The sequence below is a fragment of the Halosolutus amylolyticus genome (assembly GCF_023566055.1).
In the GTDB taxonomy this organism is placed as follows: Archaea; Halobacteriota; Halobacteria; order Halobacteriales; family Natrialbaceae; genus Halosolutus; species Halosolutus amylolyticus.
The window spans coordinates 20,551-42,771 of the sequence record NZ_JALIQP010000002.1 but is presented as its reverse complement, the minus strand read 5'-3'; the positions used below and the strand labels follow the sequence as shown (position 1 = coordinate 42,771).

The window sequence follows — 22,221 nt, the reverse complement described above, 5'->3', positions numbered from 1 at the left end:
CTCTCAAATCAGGCCTCTTCGATCGCGTACAGGGTATCATCGCTGGACGGGACGTAGACCGTCTCATCGAATACCGTCGGCGATGCCGAGAATCGGATGTCGCTTTCGTCGGGTCGCTGGTACTCCCAGACGAGGTCACCGGTCCCAGCATCGCGTGCCCAGATTCGAAACGAGGTTGTGACATAACAGATCCCGTTTGCCACGACCACGTCGTACGGTTCGAGGGCGATATCGTCCCCCCGTTCCCATTCTACGGTTCCCGAATCGGCATTGACGGCCACGAGGGATTCGGAGCCAGCGAGGTAAACGGTTCCGTCGGCCACGGCCGGACTTACTCCATCGATATCTATCTCGGTCGCCCACTCTTCCTCGCCGGAGTCTGCGTCGATCGCAAGTAATTGTTTCTCGTTCCACGAGGTGAATTTTATCGTATAGACCGTGCCGTCACTAATGGCAGGATTACTATTGGTCAAACCTCCTTCATCTTCGGGCTGGAACGTCCACTCGATTTCTGGAGTCGCAACGTTAATCGCGTGCAACCCGTCCGATCGGCCGATGTACAGCGTGTCGTCTGCGAACGCGGGCCAATCGGTGGTGAGGTTAGTAAGCGGGGTGTCGATAATGTGCGTGTAGTCGCCTGTATCCGAATCGAACCCCCAGATCGCGTCGTCCGAGGCAATGAGAATGCCGTCCGCTGTCGGGAGCGGGTGTGTGACGAAGGCATCGATCTCGTCGTGCTGTTCTGATTCCCACTGGTCTCCACTGTCGACATCGTAGGCGTACAGCGTTTCGTCACTAATGGGACCGTACACCCGCCCATCACGGACGGCTGTCGAACCGCTGACGTCACCTTCCCATTCGATCTCTTCCGTCTCGAGATCGAGTGCGTAGATCTTTTTGCCGCCACTATTTCCGTACAACATTCCATCGGCGATCGTAACCGGGTAAATCCCCGTTTCCTCTGTATCAGTTACCGCGCGTGCGGTGACTTCGTCACCCTCGGGTCCGTTCGCATCCGGGTGATGAGCCGTATTCTGCAGATCGACGCCGTACATCGGCCAGTCACCGCCAAGTGTCTCCTCGTCAGCGTCCGTGCTGTCACCACCATCATCCTCATCGTTCCCACCATCGCCAGTTCCGTCCTCGTCGCTCCCGAAACAGCCCGCAAGTGCAGTCGCACCTGCGAGGCTCGCACAGGTACCGAGCCATCGTCGCCGCGTCCGTGGCATCCGATCGGTCATTGTCTCCCCCGTTCGATATCTTCAACTAAATATTCTCCGTAGTATGAATTACTGGCGAGAATGGATGAATGATGGGGCGGCGGAACCGTGCCGTCAAGGCCGGTCCCCGATGGATTCCCAGCCGAGATAGCTGATCGCGATCGCGAACGCACAGAGGACGAGAGTGTCATGCTGGATGCGCCGGGCGGCGATGAAGTCGAGTCGGGGCCGACCGCGAATTCCAGAAGTTCGGCGATCTCGATCGTCGGGGCGTGGAGTCCGATGGCAGGGGTTCATACGACGACCTCGGACTCCACCTCGGTCGTGACCATGGCCATCGACGGCTCGACTTCCAAGCCGGTGACCGTCAGTTGGTGCGTGTCACCGTCGAGTAGTGTCCGATCGTCGAGACGGTCCGTTACGGCGACCTCGAGGGCCACGAGACTGGAGAAGGGAGAACGCGTCGTCGCGTGTCGTTCGTAGATGCGGTGGTGGTCGTCGGTCAAACGCGAGTTTGTCAGAGCAGGACGGTCGCGATCAGATCCGAGAGCACGTGGAAGTTCCCCGATATCGCCACGATCCCCATTCCGACGATGAAGAGGCTGGCGACCAGGGAGACGATCCGACCGACACGCTGGAAGCGCGCGAGATAGGGGAAGACGTCCGTCAGCAGCGTCGCAGCGACCAACAACGGAACGCCGATGCCCAGGCTAAATAGCAACATGACGAGCGCACCCTCGAGGGGTGCGGCCGTCGTACCGAGCACGGCGAGAAGGCCGGCGAAGATCGCGCCGCTGAAGCACGTCGCGCAGCCGAACATGTACAGGAACCCGATCGAGAACATCCCCAGAACGCTCGTGTTCTGCGGGTCGCGGTCGAACGACGGGAATGGGATCTTGCACGCGACCGGAGCCCGGGAGACGTTTGCCATCCAGAGCCCCAGGATGACGAATCCCACGCCGAAGATCCGTTCGCCGAGGGTGGAGTCAGCACCCCACAGCGGGAAGTCCTGAACCGCCTCTCCGTACAGTCCGACCAGTCCACCCGCGGTCGTGAACACGATCGTGAAGCCGACGACGAATGCCAGCGTCAACTTGATGACGGTGAGACGATGGGCCCGTAACTTGCTCTCGGTCAACGCACCGCGGTTTGCCTCGGCGACGGAGACGCCGGAGACTGCCGCGAAATATACGAAGACCAACTGGATCAGACAGGGGGTCATCGTTACTGCGAGCAGGCCCAGCGCGACCGCCACCAGCGATAGGAAGTCGATCATGGTTTCACCTCGTTATTTTCGTTCGCTTCGTCTTCGGCGCTTTCTCGTTCCAGCGGCGGATTCGACCACGAGAGCTCGCGATCCCGACTCTCGCGTAGTGCATCCTCCCGGATCTGGACGGAAACCTCCGCGGCGTCGTCCGGAATCACCTGATCCCCGCCGCGCTCTTTCGGAAACGAGACGGTTTCCGTAGAGTGGTGGTACCCGCCCGAGAGTCGCTCCCCGTCGATCGGCCGGTACTCCTCCCCGTCGACACGTAACACGGCCTGCTCGGTCCAGTCGACCGACGGGAGTTCTTTCGTGTGCGTGTCGAGGTAGATCACGAAGACGTGGTGCGTCTCCGGATCGACTCCGATGTCCGCCGGTTCGACGTCCTGAACGGCGAAGTACTCCTCTACCGCCCACACGGCGGTGACCTCGATGTCTCCGTCGCTCGTTCGCGTGAGCGCGTCTTGGATCGCGTCTTCGTCCCGCTCGAGATCGGGCGGTCCGTCGAGGACGTACCCGACGCTGAGCCAGGAGAAGCTGATCGCTACGGCGAGGACGAGAGTTCCAACCGCTTTCAGCAGTTGTGCCCGATCGATCGGGCGGGTAATGGGGGTCATGTGTTGGCGTAGCTGGCCGAGGGTGACTTAGACGTCTTCGCTGCCCCACTCGACGACTTCGTCGGCTCCGACGCGGTCCATCTGTTCGTCACGAGCCCAGCCGTGCCACCCCGCCTGGTCGAATACGACCTTCCACTCGTCGTCCGTTTCGTAGTCGACGAACGCACCGTTGTGGGAACTGCCGGACTTCTCGATGTTCTCGACGCGCTGGTCGGTTTCCATGTCCCAGACGACGTCGTTGAAGCTGGCGTTCCCGCTGATCCACAGTTCGCTTGGCTGGAATGGGTTGACCAGCGCGTGGTCACCGCGGGTCACGCCGTAGTCGAACTCGTCCACGGCGTTCATCGAAGTCGTGTCGACCTTTCCGAGGGTTTTGCCGACGTTGTGGGAACCTTCGCCCTTGCCAACCGTGTACAACGAATTCTCGTCCGGGCTGAGCGTGACGCCATAGAGGCCGAACGTACCGCTGTTGGACTCGTCGACCACTTCGTTGGCCGCGGCGTCGTACTTGAAGACGGTATCCTCGTAACTGGCACCGAGGTATGCGTGTCGGCCGTCGACGGTGAAAGCGCCGTAGATCGGACCGAGGCCGCCGGGGAAGAAGTCGACGGCGGTCCAGTTTTCCATCTCGACGACGGCCCACAGTCCGTCGACGTGCTCGTGTTTCCCATCCGGGCAACTGATCAACAGGTGCCGACCGTCGGGGTGTGGGAACGCGAGATAGGGGTGTTCCTGGAGCATTTCCCCGTCGATGCCGCCGATGACGCGGTGATCGTCGGCGGGATCCATGACGATCATGCCGGTCGTCGACTCCCGCATCGGCTCGGCGTTGTACCAGTTGAACGTATACGCGAGGACGACAGGCCTCCCGTCGTACAGTTCGAACGTCTTGACGTGGTGTGGCATCCCGGCCGTCGTCAGGATCTTGTCGATCTTCAGCGTCTCCGCGTTGACGATCATCAATCGACCGGTCCCAGTGCTGAAACCGCCCCCACCGGTGAGGGAATAGATCCACTTACCGTCGGGGGAGACGGCACATCCGTGTGGCTCGAACGGTTCGTCGATCCCCAGGTCGAACTGCTTGCTGACGACTTCCTCGTGGGTATCGGCGTCGACGATCGAAATCCCGGGAAGATCTACGCTGGACAGCTGTCCCGAGTACCCGGGGCCGTTCGACGTCACGTACACGTGCGGGTGTTCCGACTGGTCCCAGGCGGGATCGCCCGACGAATCCAGTTCGTCCGTCAGGTGAACTTGCTGTCGCTCCGAATACTTCGTCGCCCACCCGTCCGGATCGACGACCGACTCGTCGGTCTCGGGATCGGAGGCTTCGACCTTCTGGATAGCGGCGTCCTGTTCTTCGGTTTCACTACACCCTGCCAGCCCAGCAACCGACACTGCACCGGTGGCCAGGATGAACTTCCGTCTCGAAACGCCGTCTGTTCTGTTAGTCATTGTCATTCAGTTACTATAAACGAACCGATCATCTGTTCGTGTCCGGTACCTGCCCCAGGTTGGCTGCACTGAACCGAGCACAGCATCTGGAACTCGCCCACCTCGTCGGCGACGAAGACTGCCGACTCCGACTGGTCCGGGTAAATCGGCGCGATGCCGACGTCGAAGGCAGGAATCGCCAGCCCATGCCCGTCGCCGATACCGTCATCTTCGACCGAAACGACGAGTTCGATCGTCTCGCCGCGTGCGACTTCGATCTCGCTCGGATCCCAGCCAAAGGACCACCCTTCGACTTCGATGGTCCTGTCGACGTCGTCCGGATCGACGTCGGAGTCGCTATCACTCGATCCGTCTGACTCGCTATCGTCCCCCGTTGGGGAGTTATCCGATTCGGTGTCTTCGCCGTCCCCGGTATCACTTTCACCATCGCCCATACACCCGGCTGTGGCAGGGACCGTCCCTGCACAGATCAGCAACAATTTTCGACGACGTACTTTCATGCTGTGCAGTCGAATATCGGCCGGGGTAGTGGAAGGCGGTTGCTCTGAATCCCGACACCGAAGGAGAAGCCCCCCGAATTATATACGCTGGCTGATAGCTCTATATCAATGCCGTACCGTCCGGAGATCGGTTACCTTTGGACGCGAAATACTTATGCGTTTCAAATAGCCCACTATATAACTAATTCTGTAGGGCATGATTCATGTGTGTTTCAATATGCGATATCTGCGCGGTCGATCGGCCGCTCGCTCCCGTGGTGCCGGACCGTGGAGCGTCGTCTCGATCCAATCGCTCTCGCCACCGGGTACTTGAATGCCTGAATAATACGCAGACACCCCTACCGCGGCGCGTCCGCTAGTGCAGGTGTGATGGCAAGTACGGACGAGAGCGTGGTAGAAGAGGAACCGGTCGATCGGGCGCGCGCCGGAACGTCGGATACCACCACGAACTCCGATGGAACGGCGACGTTCACCGCGTACGCCTGTGAACGATGTGAGAGCGTCGGGTTCGGGGCCGAGCCGATGCAGTGTTGCGGATCGTCCATGGTCCCCGTCGAGCGACAGCGACCGACCGAATCACCCGACCTGCCGACGCTGCTCGCGCACGTATTCGGAATTTCGGACACGGAGATCGCGATCTGTATCGCGCTCATGGAGGAGGGGGAGATGACTGTCACCGAAATCGCCAGCGTCTTCGACTACTCCGAAGGGTACGTCCGCCAGCTACTCCACCACATGGACGACGCCGGCCTCGTCGAAACCCGTTCGAAGCTCGTTCGGGGCGGGGGTCGAGTCAACGTCTACGCGCATAGCTCGCTCCCGGACGTCAAACGGGCGTTCGAGGAAGCACTGTTCGACTGGTTCGAGGATGCTCGAGCGCTTCTCGACGACGAGATCATCGTGGAGAAAGAAGCCGCACTCGAGTCCGCAGACGTCATCCGTCAGGAACTATCCACCGCCGAGGACGAATCGATTTACTACGGGCGGGAGTGATACTCCCCCGCCGCGTTCACGCGGAGCGATCAGATGTCCGTTACTACCGGGAAGCTTCCTCGAGCAGGTCCCCGAGCGTCTCGACGGCGTCGAGTGCCGTTTCGCCGTAGACGTACGTCGCGGGTTCGATACCAAACGCCCCGCGGTGGTAGGCCACTCGCGGAACGTCGCCCCGATCGTCGAACCGCGATCGAAGGTGTGCGCCCCGATCGTCGTAGTCGGCGTCGAACTCGAGGGGTTCGATCCCGTACGATCGGGCGGCGTCGAGAATCGCGTCGTCGGTTTCGACGTTCGTCGCACCCCGAACGGCCGGGTCGGCGTCGGTGGCGGCCAGGATCGCGGTGGCGACGTGTTTCGAGGCGCCGAACTCGGGGTTGGCGGGAATCTCGATCCGCCCGCCGATCGCGTAGATCCGGCCGGGGATCGCGGCGACGTCGGTCTCGTCGCGCGGGTCGGGCAGGCACGTGCCGACGTTGGTGCCGACGTTCGGGACGTAGTCGGCCATGCCGGGGATCGAGGCGAGCGATCGCGCAGCCGTGCGGACGGACGCGAGCACGTCGCGTTCGGCGCGGACGTCCGGGTCGAGGCCGCGGACGCAGAGGTCACAGCCCAGCCCCCTGAGTTCGGGCATCTCTTCCTCGTGGAGTTCGCAGACCGGACCCCGATCCTCCAGCTGGCGGACGAGCGCGACCAGTTCGGCGAGCGCGTCGTAGCCGTCCAGCTCGCCGCTCGCGAGGCCGTCGGCGATCCGATCGACGGTCGCGACCGTCTCGGGATCCTCGCGAAAGCGATCGTCTCCCTCGGGATCGCCGCTTACGTACTTGCTGACGGCGGCCTGGGTGACGCCGAGGTGGGCGGCGATCTCCTGCTGGGTGAGGCCGCGATCGGCGAGCCGACGGGCGAGCATCCCCCGGACGGCCGGCAGGAACCGCTCGACGACGAGTTCGCTCGGCAAGACCAGTGACATCGTCCCCGGATTCGGACGACGCGGACATAAGTCCAGTCACCGCGGGAGAAACGGCCGACCCGGGCCGGGAGCGGTCGATCGGAGAGACAGACAGCTATTAACCATCGTCGTGCGAACGGCCGGGCATGACACGTTCGAGCGCCCCCGGCAAGGTATACCTCTTCGGGGAGCACGCAGTCGTCTACGGCGAACCCGCGGTGCCGTGTGCGATCGAGCGGCGGGCCCGGGTCGACGCCAGACGACGCGACGACGGGAAGTTACGCGTCAACTCGGAAGATCTCAGCCTGAACGGCTTTACGGTCGAGTACGGCGCGAACCCGGACGATCAACCGGACGTCGACGTCCCCCAGTCGCTCGTCAGCGCGGCCATGGGGTACGTCGACGGCGCGATCGAACAGGTACGCGAGGTCACCGGCGAGGCGGACGTCGGCTTCGACGTGACGATCGAGAGCGACATTCCCCTGGGTGCAGGGCTCGGCTCCTCGGCGGCCGTCGTCGTGGCTGCGATCGACGCGGCCACGCGGGAACTCGGCGTCACGCTCGACACCGACGAACTCGCCGAGCGCGCCTTCCAGACGGAGTATGCGGTCCAGGACGGCCAGGCCTCGCGTGCGGACACGTTCTGTTCGGCTACCGGCGGCGCGGTCAGGGTCGAGGGCGACGACTGCCGCTCGATCGAGGCCCCCGACCTGCCGATCGTGATCGGGTTCGACGGCGGCGCGGGCGATACGGGCGAACTGGTGGCGGGCGTGCGCGGCCTGCGCGAGGAGTACGAGTTCGCGGCGGACACGGTCGAGGCGATCGGCGACGTCGTCCGGAACGGCGAACAGGCGCTCGCGGACGGCGATATCGAAGAACTCGGGCGATTGATGGACTTCAACCACGGCCTCCTGGCGGCGCTCGGCGTCTCGTCGCGATCACTCGACGCGATGGTCTGGGCGGCCCGCGACGCGGAGGCCTACGGGGCGAAACTGACCGGTGCGGGCGGCGGCGGCTGTATCGTCGCCCTGGACCCGACCGACGAGACCGAGACGGCCCTCTCCTTTACGCCGGGCTGTGAGGAAGCGTTCCGCGCCGAACTCGCGGAGGAAGGGGTGAAGCGACTCGAATGATCGTCCTGAAACTCGGCGGAAGCGTCGTCACGGACAAGGATCGGGCGGAGACCCTCGACGGTGCGGCACTCGCTCGAGCGGCGGACGCGATCGCGGCCGCGCTCGATGCGGGTGGCGACGCGCTCGCAGACGGACTCGTGATCGTCCACGGCGGCGGGAGTTTCGGCCACCACAACGCGAGCGAGCACGGCGTCAGCACGACGGGCGGAACCCACGACGCGGGTGCCGTGCTCGACATCCACGGCGCGATGACGACGCTCAACAGGTTCGTCCTCTCGCGACTGCACGAGCGCGACGTCGCGGCCGTTCCCGTCCATCCGTTCTCGGGGGGCCACCGTGACGGCGAGAGCGAACTGACGCTCCCGACCGGTCAGGTCGAGACGTTGCTCGCGGAGGGGTTCGTCCCCGTTTTACACGGCGACGTGATCGCCCACGCGGGTGAGGGGGTGACGATCGTCAGCGGGGACGAACTCGTGGCGGCACTCGCACGCGATCTCGGGGCCGATCGGATCGGCCTCTGTTCGACGGTGCCGGGGGTCCTCGACGACGAGGACGCCGTGATCGATCGGATCGGGTCGTACGACGACGTGGCGGACGTGCTCGGGGAGAGCGATTCGACGGACGTCACCGGCGGGATGGCCGCGAAGGTCCGGGCGCTGCTCGAACTGGAGGCCGAGGCGTCGATCTTCGGGCTCGAGGATCTCGACGGCTTCCTCGCCGGAGCGGATCCGGGGACGACGATCGGGTAGGCCTCGCCCGGGACACCAGCGACCTGGGTCTCCGGATCCCGTACACGGCTCCACCCGGTCAGAACGTGTCGACGACCTCGTGGAGACAGCCGTCTTCTTTGTAGTGGCTGAAGTGGTCCGGGACGTAATCGACGTTGTGGTCGGTGTAGTTCACCGGCGGCGTTCCGTCGACGCCGGCGGCCCCGACGGCGGTTCCCCACTCGGCGGTGCTGTACGCCCAGTCGAGGACGTCGTCGTCTTCCATCCAGAAGTTGTCCAGTCGTCCGGTCGCGGCTTCGATGTTCGATCCGTACTGCCCTTCCATCGAGACGGCGTCCTCGTCGGCTGCACCGCCGAGCAGAACCGTCGATTCGACGACGTCGGACCGGCCCCAGGCGTCGAGCGATTGCAGGGCGCTGAGAGCGACTCGCGCACCGAGCGAGTGACTGCACACGCGGAGCGTGACGTCGGGATTCGCGTCCGCGTACCCGCTCAGGAAGGCTGCCAGTTTCGCGCCGTTCCGTTCGGCGATTTCGGTCGCGTTGTACCAGCCGAAATCCGCGTCCCAGCTGTAGCCGACGACGGGGAAGTCGTATCCTTCGGCCGCGAACGTCTCGCCGGCCTCGCTGACCGAGCAGACGCCGCCCTCCAGGTCGTTGTTCCAGCCGTGGGCGTGAATCAGGAGTTCGTCCTCGGGATCGGTGTGAACGCCCGGAATCCCGTCTCCGGCGTACTCGAAGTTGGTGGCCGTATTGCCGTCGGTCAGGACGACGCTCCCGTACCACGTCGTGTCGAAGTGACCGCGGGTCGTTACCCGCGGATAGGACAGCGGCGGGTCGTCGCAACTGTCTTTCTTCCCCGCCGAAACGGGCGCACTCGCCGCCGCGATCGTACCGGTGCCGACGAGCAGCGCGCCGGTTCCTCGAAGGACGGTCCGTCGTGAGGGTGTCGTCGATGTCGACTCCGATTCTGTGGTGTGATGTGGCATGCCAATGTACTATTACCCCACTGTAATTAATATTTATGGATGTGCGAAGGAAACTGCCGGTCGAGGGGGCCGTCTACGCTCGCCGTTCGACGGCGTGACGGTATTCGGTCGAGGCGTGGTCAACCCACTGCGTTTTTAACACCCGGGCGTGTAGTGGCCACTAGCGAAACCCGCGGGCAAGTGCGTTCGCGGCTCACGGCGGTGCCGTGGGCCGATCGGCGGCGATCGCCGCCACGAGCGCATAGCGGGATGGCCAACGCGCTGAAAGACGCCGGGGCCGCACAACCGGGAGTCCGCGGACCGTTTCGATGAGAGTCCATACGCGGCTTTCAGTACAACGACCATGGAAATCGAAATTGCAACGATTGGCGGTTACGAGGAAGTCGGACGGCAGATGACTGCCGTCCGCGCCGGTGACGACGTCGTCATCTTCGACATGGGACTGAACCTCTCGCAGGTTCTGATCCACGACAACGTCGAAACCGAGCGGATGCACAGTCTCGACCTGATCGACATGGGCGCGATCCCCGACGACCGGATCATGTCCGATCTCGAGGGCGACGTTCAGGCCATCGTGCCGACCCACGGCCACCTGGACCACATCGGCGCCATCTCCAAGCTGGCCCACCGGTACAACGCACCGGTCGTCGCCACCCCCTTCACGATCGAACTCGTCAAACAGCAGATCGAGGGCGAGCAGAAGTTCGGCGTCGAGAACGACCTCATCAAGATGGACGCCGGCGAGACGATGTCGATCGGCGACTCCGGGCAGGTCGAACTCGAGTTCGTCAACGTCACTCACTCGATCATCGACGCGATCAACCCGGTCCTGCACACGCCCGAAGGCGCAGTCGTCTACGGGCTGGACAAGCGCATGGACCACACGCCCGTCATCGGCGACCCGATCGACATGAAGCGGTTCCGCGAGATCGGGCGCGAGGGCAACGGCGTCCTCTGTTACATCGAGGACTGTACGAACGCGAACAAGAAGGGCCGGACACCCTCCGAAAACGTCGCCCGCGAACACCTCCGCGACGTCCTCTACAGCATGGAGGACTACGACGGCGGCATCGTCGCCACGACGTTCTCGAGTCACATCGCCCGCGTGACGAGCCTCGTCGAGTTCGCCAAGGACATCGGCCGCCAGCCCGTCCTGCTGGGCCGCTCGATGGAGAAGTACTCCGGGACCGCCGAGCGACTCGACTTCATCGACTTCCCCGAGGATCTCGGGATGTTCGGCCACCGCAAGTCCGTCGACCGGACGTTCAAGCGGATCATGAACGAGGGCAAGGAGAACTTCCTGCCCGTCGTCACCGGCCACCAGGGCGAGCCCCGGGCGATGCTCACGCGGATGGCCCGCGGCGAGACCCCCTACGAACTGGACGACGGCGACAAGGTCGTCTTCTCGGCGCGGGTCATTCCGGAGCCGACCAACGAGGGTCAGCGCTACCAGGCAGAGAAGCTGCTGGGCATGCAGGGCGCTCGCGTCTACGACGACATCCACGTCTCGGGCCACCTCAACCAGGAGGGCCACTACGAGATGCTGGACGCGCTCCAGCCTCAGCACGTCATTCCCGCCCACCAGGACATGAGCGGCTACTCGAGCTACGTCAACCTCTGCGAGAGCGAGGGGTACAAGCTCGGCCGGGACCTCCACGTCACGCGCAACGGGAACCTCATCCAGCTTGTCGACTGATATGACGAGCCCCGAGGCACGAGAAGAAGCGGTACTCGAGGCGGTCCGGAAACGCCGCGAGCAGGTCAACGACGCGATTCCGGACGAACTCCCGATCCAGCGGCCGGAACGGCTCTACGAGGCATCGCGCTACCTGCTCGACGCCGGCGGCAAGCGACTCCGGCCGGCGGTCCTGTTGACGACCGCCGAGGCGCTCGCCGACGTCGAGCCGATGAGCCGGGATTACCGTTCGTTCCCGCCGGTCGCCGGGGACGCGGCGTCCACGATCGACGTCATGGCGGCGGCCGTCAGCGTCGAGGTCATCCAGTCGTTCACGCTGATCCACGACGACATCATGGACGACGACGACCTTCGTCGGGGCGTCCCCGCGGTCCACAAGGAATACGACCTGGAGACCGCGATCCTCGCAGGTGACACCCTCTACTCGAAGGCCTTCGAGATCATGCTCGAGACCGGCGCGGAGCCCGATCGGGTCGTCGAGGCGCTCGGGGTCCTCGCGAGGACCTGTACGGAGATCTGTGAGGGGCAGTCGCTCGACGTGACCTTCGAGGAGCGCGAGGACGTCTCGCCCGAAGAGTACCTCGAGATGGTCGAACAGAAGACGGCGGTGCTGTACGCCGCCTCCGCGTGTCTCCCCGCAGTCCTGCTGGGGGCCGACGACGAGACGATCGACGCCCTCTACGGCTACGGACTCGACATCGGCCGCGCGTTCCAGATCCAGGACGACGTCCTGGACCTGACGGTCCCGAGCGAGAAACTCGGGAAACAGCGCGGTAGCGACCTCGTCGAGAACAAGCAGACGCTGATCACGGTCCACGCTCGCGAGCACGGCCTCGACGTGGAGGACCTGGTCGACACGACCGACGTGGACGCCGTCACCGAGTCCGAGATCGACGACGCCGTCGCCGAACTCGAGACCGCCGGCTCGATCTCGTACGCGAACGAGACGGCTCGCGACCTGGTCCGCCAGGGGAAAGGCCGGCTCGACGTGTTGCCGGACAACGAGGCTTGCGCCCAGTTGTGCGACCTCGCGGACTACCTGATCGAGCGCGGGTACTGACGGCGCCGAAGTCAGTCGATCGCGGTCGATCGGCGCGGCTGACACCGTCGATGCTGGCCGATCGCCGCTACCGACGATGCGGGTCGCGACTCACCGCTCGATATCGACCGGGACTTTTTGCGGGTGCTATCACGAGTGAGTGCCATGACGGACGACTCCCCTCGCATCCCCGCTGGCAGCCCGACCCGCCGCCGGTTCCTGGGCGGCGTAGCCGCCGTCGGAACGATCGCGACCGCCGGCTGTCTCGGCTCGGTACTCGGCTCCTCACCCTCCCGGTACGAGATCGACCCCGAAGAGCCGAGCGAACCCCGGGAGGGGACGCCCGGCGAGTTCTACCACTTCCTCGAGGAGAACGGGATCGACGTGGACACGCTCGTTCGCGACGAGCAGGGTGACGGCGACGAACTGGTGCTTCTCTACCGATCGGACGCGGAGACGGTCGAGGAGTCCGACGAGGAGATCATGATCGTCTACCAGGTGTACAAACAGGCGCTGATCGAACGCGGCTCGGAGATTTCGTTCCTGACCTGCGAGATCACGAACCCCTTCGACGGCCAGGCTTACGGGTGGGGGATCGACACGGAGTGGATTCGCCGATACGACACCGACGGGTCGAATCCGAACGAGACGGACGACGCGGCCAGGGAGGACGACGGGGCTGACGAGGATGAGACGGCAGGGAACGACACTGCCGGCAACGGGATCGATATGGACCAGGTCACGCTCTGGAACAATATCATGAACTCGAAGGTATACGGGGACGATCTCGAGGGCGGGAACGCAAGCGGGGGGGACGACCTCGCCGGGGCAGACGACGAAAGCGGGGACTGACGGGTTTGCGCGACCGACATCGCGGCTGTTTTGGGCAGGGCCCGTTTACCGATCGATAATGGACGACGAGTTACGCGAGCGTGTCGAACGCGAGGCCGAGAAGCACGCGCTGTTGAACGCGGTCAAACACGAGAGCGACGCCGACGTCGGTGCCATCATGGGGCCGCTGATGGGCGACAATCCCGACTTCCGCGAACACGGCGACGAGATTCCCGGCGTCGTCGGCGGCGTCGTGGGTCGGGTCAACGACCTCGACTACGACGCGAAACGCGATCGCCTCGAGGAACTCGCCCCCGAGGAACTGGCCGAGATCGAGGCCGAGGACGAGGAAGACGAGCACGACCTTCCCGACCTGCCGAACGCGGACGAGTACGACGAGATCCGGATGCGGTGTGCGCCGAACCCGAACGGGCCCTGGCACGTCGGCCACGCCCGGATGCCCGCCGTCATCGGTACCTACAAGGAACGGTACGACGGCTGGTTCTGCGTCCGGTTCGACGACACCGATCCCGAGACGAAGCGGCCGGACCTCGACGCGTACGACCAGATACTCGACGCCGTCGACTACCTCGGGTTCGAGCCCGACGCAGTCTACCGGGCCAGCGATCGGGTCGAGACCTACTACGACCACGCCCGCGAACTGATCGAACTGGGCGGGGCCTACACCTGCTCGTGCCCGGCCGAGGAGTTCAGCGAACTGAAAAATGCCGGCGAATCGTGTCCACACCGCGACGCCGACCCCGAGGACGTCATGGCGGAGTTCGAGCGGATGGTCCAGGGCGAGTACGACAGCGGAGAGATGGTGTTGCGGGTCAAGACCGATATCGAGCACAAGAACCCCGCGCTCCGGGACTTCGTCGCGTTCCGGATGATCGACACGCCGCACCCGCGCGAGGAGGCCAGCGAGTACCGCTGCTGGCCGATGCTCGACTTCCAGTCGGGGATCGACGATCACCTGATCGGCATCACCCACATCATCAGGGGGATCGACCTGCAGGACTCCGCGAAGAAACAGCGGTTCGTCTACGACTACTTCGACTGGGAGTACCCCGAGGTGATCCACTGGGGCCACGTGCAGGTCGACGCCTACGACGTCCCGATGAGCACCTCGTCGATCAAGGAACTGATCGACGACGGCGAACTCGACGGCTGGGACGATCCCCGGGCGCCGACGCTGGCGAGCCTCGAGCGCCGCGGGATCCGCGGTGAGGCGATCACGGAAGCGATGGTCGAACTGGGGACCTCGACGTCGAACGTCGACCTCGCGATGAGTTCGATCTACGCGAACAACCGTGAACTGATCGACGACGAGAGCGATCGGCGGTTCCTCGTCCGCGACGGCACCCAGGTCCCGCTCGGCGGCAGTCCCCCCGCGGAGGCGAACCCGCCGCTTCACCCCGACCACGAGGACCGCGGCGTCCGCGAGATACCCGTCGACGATGCGGTCTTGCTCGAGTCCGGGGACCTCCCTCAGCGCGAGGAGCGCGTCTGGCTCAAGGGGCTGGGTTGCTTCCAGTACACCCGGGACGTCCTCCAGTACACCGGCGAGGACATCGACGTGGTCCGCGAGGGCGACGTCGACGTCGTCCACTGGGTCCCGGCGACCGAGAGCGTCCCCGTCCGGATGCGCACGCCCGACGGCGACGTGACCGGCCGCGCGGAACCCGGCGTCGCCGACCTCGAAGGCGACGAGGTCGTCCAGTTCGAACGCGTCGGCTTCGCGAGAATAGACCGACACGACGACGAAGAGACGGTCGTCTACTACACCCACCCCTGAGCGATCTCCCGCTCTCTACGACTCGTTCGAATCGGTCGCGAATCGTACCGGCAGCGTCGTCGTCCGGCCGAACCTGGCCTCGACCGTTCTGCGCCTGGGCTCGTAGCCCGGCGCGCTCGCTTCGACCTCGTGACGGCCATGGGCGACGTCCGTTTCGAACGTTCCGTCAGCCGCGATCGGGATCGGCTCGCCATCGACGGTGACCGTCGCGTCGGCGATCGGGACGCTCGATCCGCCGAGGATCCGCCCCGCGATCGTTCCCATGCGGGCGATCGTCTCCTCGCCCGCAGAAAGCTGGACCCACGGGCGGACGGTTTCGTCCGCCGGGACGTAGACCGCCGCGTACCCGTCGCTGTAGCCGTCCACGTTCGAGACGCGGATCTCCCACCAGCCCTCACTCACGACGAAGCCCCGGCCGTGCTGGTCGGGGTCCGGGATCGAGCCGCGCGGTGCGTATTCCCCGTACACCTCGTCGCCGTAGACCGTCACGTAACTGGGGATCGTCCGCCCGCCGCCGCGGCGCGTGACGTCCAGTTCGAGTTCGCCCTCGCCCGGACCCCAGGAGCGATCGAGCTGGACGGTCACGGTGACCGCGTCGCCGGACTCGACCGCGACCGATCGGGTTTCCTCGGCGTAGCCGTCGGCGGCCACCGTCATCGTGTACGTGCCTGGCGAGAGCGTCCGGGAGAACGAGCCGTCTTCGTCGGACTCGGTCGTGAGTTCCCCCTCCGACCCCGCGCCCTCGCCGTCGAACGTCACGGTCGCGCCCGCGACGGGGCTGCCGAAGTCCGTGATCGTTCCGTCGACCCGGGCGTCGTCGGACGCCCCGACGGTCCCGGTCGCTCCGCCGACGATCGCCGTGCCGGCGAGACCCGTGCGCTGGAGGATGGTTCGTCGAGAATGTGTCATCCCCAGGTGAAACCGACCGTCCGACCATAGATCTTCTGGAAAGAGGGCCGTCTAAATCACCGAATGTGTGCTTTTAGTGTATTTCAGTTCCGGTATACAATCGCCGATCGCCGGCTCACTCGAGCAGGTCGTCGGCCCGATCGGGTACCGGGTCCGCGACGACGCCGTCCTGACGGCCGAGCACGCGGGCGTGGGCGGCACAGACGTACCGGTTCTCGGCCCACGGGATGTGCAACTCGACGGCGGCGGGTCGATCGCAGTCCGCTTCGGAACACTCCATTCATTCGTGTGAACGATGCCCACGGCTTGAGTGTTTCCCCGTCGCCGATCAGAACAGGAAGACGGCCACGAGGAAGCCGAGGAGGATCGACGCCGTCAGCAGGACCTGCACCGCCGTCGACGCGAAGACGCCGACGGTCGTGTAGGCGGCCGATCGCGTGCTCCCCTCGAGTTCCCCGTTTCGGACGAATTCGAGCGCGAAGACGGTCCCGAAGAGGCCGACGACCAGCCCCAGCGGGCCCGTGACGATCATGAGGACGAGCCCGGCGACCGCGGCGGCGGCGGTCGTTCCCCACGAGGCGCCGCCGGCTTTCGCGGCGATCGAGCCGCCGAAGAACTCGACGAGCGCAGTGAGGACGGCGATCGAGACGAGGACGACGAAGGCGAGAACCCCGAGGTCGGTGAATCCGGAGCCCCACCAGTAGAGGCCGAGTCCGGCCAGCGAGAGGAGGCCGCTCGGAACCATCGGGACGGCCGCCCCGACGATTGCACCAGCCAGCAACGCGATCGCGAGGATCGTCACCGCGTCGACCATACGATTGTCGACGGGTGCTCGGGTCAAAGACGTACCGCTGGCTGCGGCAGGTCGGCGACCGGTCCCGGCGATCACACACCCCAGAAGAAGGCGATGCCGACGGTCGTCACGACCGCGAGCAGGAACTGGAGCGGGCCACCGACGCGGACGAAATCCTGGAACTGGTACTTCCCCGGCCCGTAGACGAAGAGGTTGGTCTGGTAGCCGACGGGCGTCATGAACGCCGTGCTGGCGGCGAAGGTCACCGCGAGGACGAACGCGAATGCGTTGGCGTTCAGCCGCGCGGCGACGTCGACGGCGACCGGGACGAGCAACACGACGCTCGCCTGGTTGCTGACGACGTTCGTCATCATGGCGGTCAGCAGGTAGAACAGGCCGAGGACGCCGATCGCCGGCAACACGTCGGCGCTCGAGACGACGATCGCGCCGACGACGTCCGCGCCGCCGGTCTCGGCCATCGCGTTCCCCAGGGGGATAACGCCGGCCAGCAGGAAGATGACGTCCCACTGGACGGCCTCGTACGCTTCGGCCGGTTTGACGACGCCGGTCGCGAGCATCGTGACGACGCCGGCCAGCGCGGAGACCATGATCGGTAACAGGCCGATCGCGGCCAGCCCCACCACGGCGAGTACGACGCCGACCGCGATCGGCAGTTTCGAGCGTCGGAACTGCTGGAGCGCGAGATCACCGGCGGCGATGACGTTCGGGTCGTCCGCGAGGCGATCGACCGTCTCGGACTCGGACTCGATGAGGAGCGCGTCTCCCGGCCGGAACCGGAATTCGGAGAGCCGTTCGTGGGTGATCCTGCCGCCGCGGCGAACGGCGAGCACGCGAGCCCGGTAGCTGTCGGAAAAGCGGGCCGAGTCGATCGTCTCGCCGATCAGGTCGGAACCCGCCGTGAGGACGATCTCGACGAGCGTCTGTTCCGGCGCGAGCGTCTCGAGGTCGGCTTCGGTCGTCACGCCGGGAACGAGGTCGACGCCGTCGACGTCGAGCAACGTCTGGAGCGCGTCGTCGGTGAGCCGGACCGTGTAGACGTCGCCGCTCTGGACGGCCGTCGACAGCGAGGGGTTGGACATGTACCGATCGTTCCGGATCAGCTGGGTGACCTCGGCCTCGAAGTCGACCTCCTCGAGGGCATCCCGGATCGTCGTGCGATCACCGGCGACTCCTCGCGAACGACCAGTTCCGTGAGGTACTCCTCTTTCGCCGTCGTCGCTCGCTCGCTCCGGGGCGTGACACGCGCTGGGGTGAGCCAGTAGCCGATCGTGAGCAGGTATATCGAGCCGACGACGAACACGACGACGCCGAGCCGGGTGAACTCGAACATCGAGAAGGGCCGATCGATGTACTGGGCGGAGAGACTGCTCGCGACGAGGTTGGTGGAGGTGCCGATGAGCGTGAGCATGCCGCCGAACATCGACGCGTACGACAGGGGCAAGAGGAGTTTCGACGGGGAGGTCCCGTTCTCGTGGGCGAGGTCGTTGACCATCGGCACCAGCACGGCGACCGCCGCCGTGTTGTTGATCAACCCCGACAGCGGCCCGACGATGCCGATCGTCGCGCCGAGTTGCTTGTGTTCGCTCGTCCCGGTGTAGGCGGCGACGGTCTGCTGGAGACGCTGAATGAGGCCGGTCCGGCGCACCCCCTCGCTCAGGATCATCATCGCGAGGATCGTGATCGTCGCGGGGTTCGAGAATCCGGCCACGCCGTCGCTCGGTGAGACGCCCGTCCACGGGCCGAGGACCATCAGACTGACCATGATCCCGATCGCCGTGACGTCGATCGGGACCGGTTCGGTGACGAACAACACCAGCGCGACGAAGATGATCAGGAAGACCAGCACCGTCCCAGTCGTCAGCGTGGCCATCCGGTTGGACGTACTTCCAGAGCGACTGTCAAATACCCCCTGTCGATTCTCACCGGAATCGATACCGCCGCCGTCGACAGGACGGCTGTCGCGAGTGTGAGCACTCCGGCCGGGGCGTCGACTCGGCACCATTATGGTGTCCGGATTGAACGTCTACCCATGACACGTGGTGCCATCATCGTCGGTGCGTCCTCGGGGATCGGCGAAGCGCTTGCCCGGGAACTCGCCGATCGGGGCTACGAGATCGGCCTGACGGCGCGACGGACGGAGCGACTGAAAGCGATCGGGGCCGAGTTACCGACGCAGGCCTACGTCGCGACGATGGACGTGACCGATACCGCGGACGCCCGCGAGGGGTTTTTCGAACTCGCCGCGGCGATGCCGTCGGTCGACGTCGTCGTTCTCAGTGCCGGGGTCGGGTACGCGAACTATCAACTGCGCTGGGAGCGGGAACGCCGGACGATCGACGTCAACGTCCGCGGGTTCGCCGCGATCGCGACGGCCGCGATGGAGTACTTCGAGGCGAATCCGGACCACGCGCGGGACCGTGACGGCCACCTCGTCGGGGTTTCGTCGGTCGCCGCCCACTTCGGGAACGGCGCGACGCCGGCGTACAACGCCTCGAAAGCGTTCGTCTCGACCTACCTCGAGGGGCTACGGGCCCGCCAGCGCGGTGCCGAGTCGGACGTGGCGATCACCACCATCGAACCGGGGTTCGTCGACACCGACCTCTCGATGGGCACGTTCTGGGAGTGTTCGCCCGAGACGGCCGCCCGTCAGATCTCCCGTGCGATCGAGAACGAGCGCAAGCACGCGTACGTCACCCGTCGCTGGCGACTGGTCGCGTGGCTCCTCGACCTATTACCCGAGTTCGTCATCCGGCGCGCGTTTTCCTAGTAGCAACTGAAAGTCAATAAACTCCTGATCGGAGATCAGTGTGTGATACGGATTGCTGTAACGATTTACCGGCGCAACCGCGATCCGGGCGGCGGTTGCGCCGGAACTGACTTACAGTAAACCGTATGAGTCGTTTCAGTTGCTACTAGAGTCGAGAAACCGATCGCGGACCGCGAGCGCTGAGTCCCCGCCGTAGTGATCGACGAGGGGACAGAACGCGTCGCCGAGGGCGCGCATGCACTGCCCGGACGAGGGATAGTCGAGGCGATCGGCTACCGTCGACCACTCGCGAGCCTGCAGCACCCGGAGGACGAGCAGTCGCTCCTCGCGGTCCGTCAGATCGATCGCGGCCGGGTCCTCGACCAGGCACCTGACGACCAGCGATCGGAACGGGCCGGGATCCACGTCGAAGAGTCCGGGGCCGTAGGCGGCACCGGCGACGACCCGCCACTCGTGATCGGTCAGGTCGATCGGCGGGGCCGCGTCGGGATCGACGCTTCGCAACGCCGCGCGGGCTACGTCCGGGTCCAGGTCGTCGAGCGAATCGGAACAGACCGCGGCGAATCGCCGGGCGAACCAGTCGGCGTGGCGATCGCGGAGCGCTCGTCCCTCGTCGCTCGTGGGCGCGAGCATGAGCGCGGAGTACTCCCCGCTGGCGTCGTTGCGCGTCGTCGAGAGATGGATCGCCCCGTAGCCGTTCTCGTGCCAGAACCGCAGGAGCCCCGGCGTCGCGCCGAAACCGGTCCCGAGCCAGTCGACGTCCTCGCCGTACTCGGTCCGGATCTCCGCGAGCAGGCGCGAACCCAGGCCCCGCGATCGGGCGGCGTGGTGGGTCGCGATGCGGACGACCCGGAGTCCCGCGGAGTCGCCCGCCGCTTCGTCGCGCAACTGGCTCGTGAGCACGTCCGGGAGCATGTTCCCGCGGACCCGCCCGCCCTCGTACATCGCCGATCGCGTCTCGCTCGCGAGGGTCCCCTCGCGGGCCAGCAGGGCGACGCTGACGACGTGCCCGTCGTGGACCAGTGCCCGCGCCTCGAGGTTCGGGGCGTCGAGCAGTCGCGCGAGGTCGTTGGGCTCGGTCCGGTAGTGAGCGAGCACGAGCAGGCCGAACGCCTCCCGCAGCAGGGTCTCGTCGGCGAGGAGTGCGTCGGGGTCGAGCCGCCGGTACTCGATCGCGCCCGAATCCGGTTTCGCGTCCGCGACGAGCGGTTCTACGGGCGGCCGGGCGTCGAGGAGCAGGGCGCGAAACGCCCAGACCTCGATCGGGTCCCCCGCGGCGTAGCGGATCGGCTCCGACATCGTGCAGTCGGTGACCGCGTGGTCGCTCTCGGCGAGTCGATCGCGAAACCGGACGGAGAAGCCCCGGCCCGCGCCCTCGTAGCCGTGGATCGTCGTCGCGAACGCGACCCGATCGGCGTCGAGCAGCGACTCGAGCCTCGCGACCGGGAGCGCGGCCGCCTCGTCGACGACGACGACGTCGACGCTCGAGAGTCGATCGACGGCCTCGTCGGGATCACGGAACCGGACGCGACCCCCGGCGTCCGTCTCTACCAGCGTCGATTCGACGGCCGTCGCGACGCCGAGCGTCTCGGCGAGTTCGCCCGCGCGATCGAACACCTCCCGCGCGTTCCGGAACTGCGGGGCGGTGACGAGCACGTCCTGGCCGTCGGCGGCGAACGCCCCCGCCGCGAGTCCTGCCGCGCTCGACTTGCCGCGGCCCCGATCGGCCTCGAGCACGACGGCCCGCGGCTCCCCGCGGTCGGGCTCCGCGGAGTCGGCGCTCGCGAGGGACTCGAACGCGGCGACGGCCTCGGCCTGGTCGGCCGTGAGGCAGGCCTCGTAGGTTGCCGCCGGAAATAGGTGGTCGTCGGACACGATCGGCGACTCCGTTTCGGCGGTCAGGCGAGGTGCCGGGTGGGTGAGTCCGTCGTCCTCGATCGCGCCGGCGTCGCAGTCGACGATCGCGATGCCACGGTGTTCCCGGAGCGTCTCGACGAGACGGCGGCGGAACCGCCCGGTCACGTCCGACAGCGAAAACGGTGGGACGGCTAGCGACTCGTCGAACCCGTCGCGCCGATCGGGCCACACCTCGAGCGGCGGCGTCAGGAGGACGAGTAGGCCGCCGCCGTCGACGGTGCCGACGAGTTTGCCGACGGCGTTCGGACGGAGTTCCGCGTGGGCGTCGATCGCCACGGCGTCCCGCGTCGTCCCGAGGAGATCACCGGCGTTCGACTGGGGGACCTGTTCGCAGCGAAGTCGATCGTCCGGGCCGACGAGCGTCGTCCGCGTGATCGGGACCGAGAGGTCGTCGAGGACGGCGTCGAGGACGTCGTAGCCCCGCTCGCGATCGCCCGCGAGCACCAGGAGTCGGCGCTCGTCGGTCCGCGTCGCTTCCGTGCGGAGCCTGCGGGTGAGATCGACGACGTCGGCCTCCATGTGACCCGATCGGTTGGCTCGAGAGTAATAGGCACCGGAACGCCACGAGGAGCGTCCGTTCGGACGCCCAACCTGTCGTCGGCGCGA

General features: G+C 65.7%; 20 protein-coding genes and 1 pseudogene. 8 read left to right on the top strand and 13 right to left on the bottom strand.

Annotation, left to right across the window (positions count from 1 at the left end; all coding sequences use genetic code 11):
- Nucleotides 1-8 precede the first annotated feature (8 nt).
- From MUN73_RS06565 to MUN73_RS06540, 6 genes are all read right to left on the bottom strand, one after another.
- On the bottom strand, nt 9-1,055 hold the full coding sequence (locus MUN73_RS06565) for an outer membrane protein assembly factor BamB family protein (protein WP_250139661.1): 1,047 nt from the start codon (nt 1,053-1,055) through the stop codon (nt 9-11).
- A 458-nt stretch (nt 1,056-1,513) separates the two neighbouring features.
- Nucleotides 1,514-1,726, bottom strand: a complete 213-nt coding sequence (locus MUN73_RS06560; protein ID WP_250139660.1) for a hypothetical protein — start codon at nt 1,724-1,726, stop codon at nt 1,514-1,516.
- A gap of 11 nt (nt 1,727-1,737) precedes the next feature.
- Nucleotides 1,738-2,496, bottom strand: a complete 759-nt coding sequence (locus tag MUN73_RS06555) for a cytochrome c biogenesis CcdA family protein (protein ID WP_250139659.1) — start codon at nt 2,494-2,496, stop codon at nt 1,738-1,740.
- Complete coding sequence (locus tag MUN73_RS06550; RefSeq protein WP_250139658.1) at nt 2,493-3,101, bottom strand: hypothetical protein; 609 nt, start codon at nt 3,099-3,101, stop codon at nt 2,493-2,495. The genes MUN73_RS06555 and MUN73_RS06550 overlap by 4 nt, the downstream gene beginning before the upstream one ends.
- Nucleotides 3,102-3,128: 27 nt before the next feature.
- Nucleotides 3,129-4,556, bottom strand: coding sequence for a YncE family protein (locus tag MUN73_RS06545; RefSeq protein WP_250139657.1), 1,428 nt, complete (start codon nt 4,554-4,556; stop codon nt 3,129-3,131).
- Nucleotides 4,557-4,558: 2 nt separating this feature from the next.
- The gene (locus MUN73_RS06540) at nt 4,559-4,990 is read right to left on the bottom strand and encodes a cupredoxin domain-containing protein (protein ID WP_250139656.1); all 432 of its coding nucleotides are present in this window, start codon (nt 4,988-4,990) and stop codon (nt 4,559-4,561) included.
- A gap of 435 nt (nt 4,991-5,425) precedes the next feature.
- Between MUN73_RS06540 and MUN73_RS06535 the strand changes: the two genes are divergently transcribed.
- Nucleotides 5,426-6,049, top strand: coding sequence for a helix-turn-helix domain-containing protein (locus tag MUN73_RS06535; RefSeq protein WP_250139655.1), 624 nt, complete (start codon nt 5,426-5,428; stop codon nt 6,047-6,049).
- Between the two features lie 43 nt (nt 6,050-6,092).
- Here MUN73_RS06535 and MUN73_RS06530 read toward each other — a convergent pair whose 3' ends face one another.
- Nucleotides 6,093-7,016, bottom strand: coding sequence for a thiamine-phosphate synthase family protein (locus tag MUN73_RS06530; RefSeq protein ID WP_250139654.1), 924 nt, complete (start codon nt 7,014-7,016; stop codon nt 6,093-6,095).
- A gap of 125 nt (nt 7,017-7,141) precedes the next feature.
- Here MUN73_RS06530 and mvk point away from each other — a divergent pair, with 125 nt between their 5' ends.
- Nucleotides 7,142-8,128, top strand: coding sequence for a mevalonate kinase (gene mvk / locus MUN73_RS06525; RefSeq protein WP_250139653.1), 987 nt, complete (start codon nt 7,142-7,144; stop codon nt 8,126-8,128).
- Entirely contained in the window at nt 8,125-8,877 is a 753-nt protein-coding gene (locus MUN73_RS06520) for an isopentenyl phosphate kinase (RefSeq protein WP_250139652.1), read from the top strand. The genes mvk and MUN73_RS06520 overlap by 4 nt, the downstream gene beginning before the upstream one ends.
- 58 nt (nt 8,878-8,935) lie before the next feature.
- On the opposite strand, the gene MUN73_RS06515 is transcribed toward MUN73_RS06520, so the two are convergent.
- On the bottom strand, nt 8,936-9,844 hold the full coding sequence (locus MUN73_RS06515) for a DUF726 domain-containing protein (protein ID WP_250139651.1): 909 nt from the start codon (nt 9,842-9,844) through the stop codon (nt 8,936-8,938).
- A gap of 343 nt (nt 9,845-10,187) precedes the next feature.
- On the opposite strand from MUN73_RS06515, the gene MUN73_RS06510 reads away from it, so the two are divergent.
- From MUN73_RS06510 to MUN73_RS06495, 4 genes are all read left to right on the top strand, one after another.
- Complete coding sequence (locus MUN73_RS06510) at nt 10,188-11,540, top strand: ribonuclease J (protein WP_250139650.1); 1,353 nt, start codon at nt 10,188-10,190, stop codon at nt 11,538-11,540.
- A gap of 1 nt (nt 11,541) precedes the next feature.
- A complete protein-coding gene (gene idsA3 / locus MUN73_RS06505) occupies nt 11,542-12,600 on the top strand; it encodes a geranylfarnesyl diphosphate synthase (protein ID WP_250139649.1) in 1,059 nt (352 codons plus the stop codon).
- Nucleotides 12,601-12,744: 144 nt separating this feature from the next.
- Nucleotides 12,745-13,431, top strand: coding sequence for a DUF8159 domain-containing protein (locus MUN73_RS06500; protein ID WP_250139648.1), 687 nt, complete (start codon nt 12,745-12,747; stop codon nt 13,429-13,431).
- Nucleotides 13,432-13,489: 58 nt separating this feature from the next.
- Nucleotides 13,490-15,208, top strand: a complete 1,719-nt coding sequence (locus MUN73_RS06495) for a glutamate--tRNA ligase (RefSeq protein WP_250139647.1) — start codon at nt 13,490-13,492, stop codon at nt 15,206-15,208.
- Between the two features lie 15 nt (nt 15,209-15,223).
- On the opposite strand, the gene MUN73_RS06490 is transcribed toward MUN73_RS06495, so the two are convergent.
- From MUN73_RS06490 to MUN73_RS22765, 4 genes and pseudogenes are all read right to left on the bottom strand, one after another.
- A complete protein-coding gene (locus MUN73_RS06490) occupies nt 15,224-16,117 on the bottom strand; it encodes a carboxypeptidase regulatory-like domain-containing protein (RefSeq protein WP_250139646.1) in 894 nt (297 codons plus the stop codon).
- Nucleotides 16,118-16,232: 115 nt separating this feature from the next.
- Nucleotides 16,233-16,397, bottom strand: a complete 165-nt coding sequence (locus tag MUN73_RS06485; protein ID WP_250139645.1) for a DUF8014 family protein — start codon at nt 16,395-16,397, stop codon at nt 16,233-16,235.
- Nucleotides 16,398-16,445: 48 nt separating this feature from the next.
- On the bottom strand, nt 16,446-16,931 hold the full coding sequence (locus tag MUN73_RS06480; RefSeq protein WP_250139644.1) for a DUF456 domain-containing protein: 486 nt from the start codon (nt 16,929-16,931) through the stop codon (nt 16,446-16,448).
- Nucleotides 16,932-17,002: 71 nt separating this feature from the next.
- Nucleotides 17,003-18,801, bottom strand: a pseudogene (locus MUN73_RS22765) (SLC13 family permease).
- Between the two features lie 159 nt (nt 18,802-18,960).
- Here MUN73_RS22765 and MUN73_RS06465 point away from each other — a divergent pair.
- Nucleotides 18,961-19,698, top strand: coding sequence for an SDR family NAD(P)-dependent oxidoreductase (locus MUN73_RS06465; protein WP_250139641.1), 738 nt, complete (start codon nt 18,961-18,963; stop codon nt 19,696-19,698).
- A 135-nt stretch (nt 19,699-19,833) separates the two neighbouring features.
- Here MUN73_RS06465 and tmcA read toward each other — a convergent pair whose 3' ends face one another.
- Entirely contained in the window at nt 19,834-22,134 is a 2,301-nt protein-coding gene (tmcA, locus tag MUN73_RS06460; protein WP_250139640.1) for a tRNA(Met) cytidine acetyltransferase TmcA, read from the bottom strand.
- Nucleotides 22,135-22,221 lie beyond the last annotated feature (87 nt).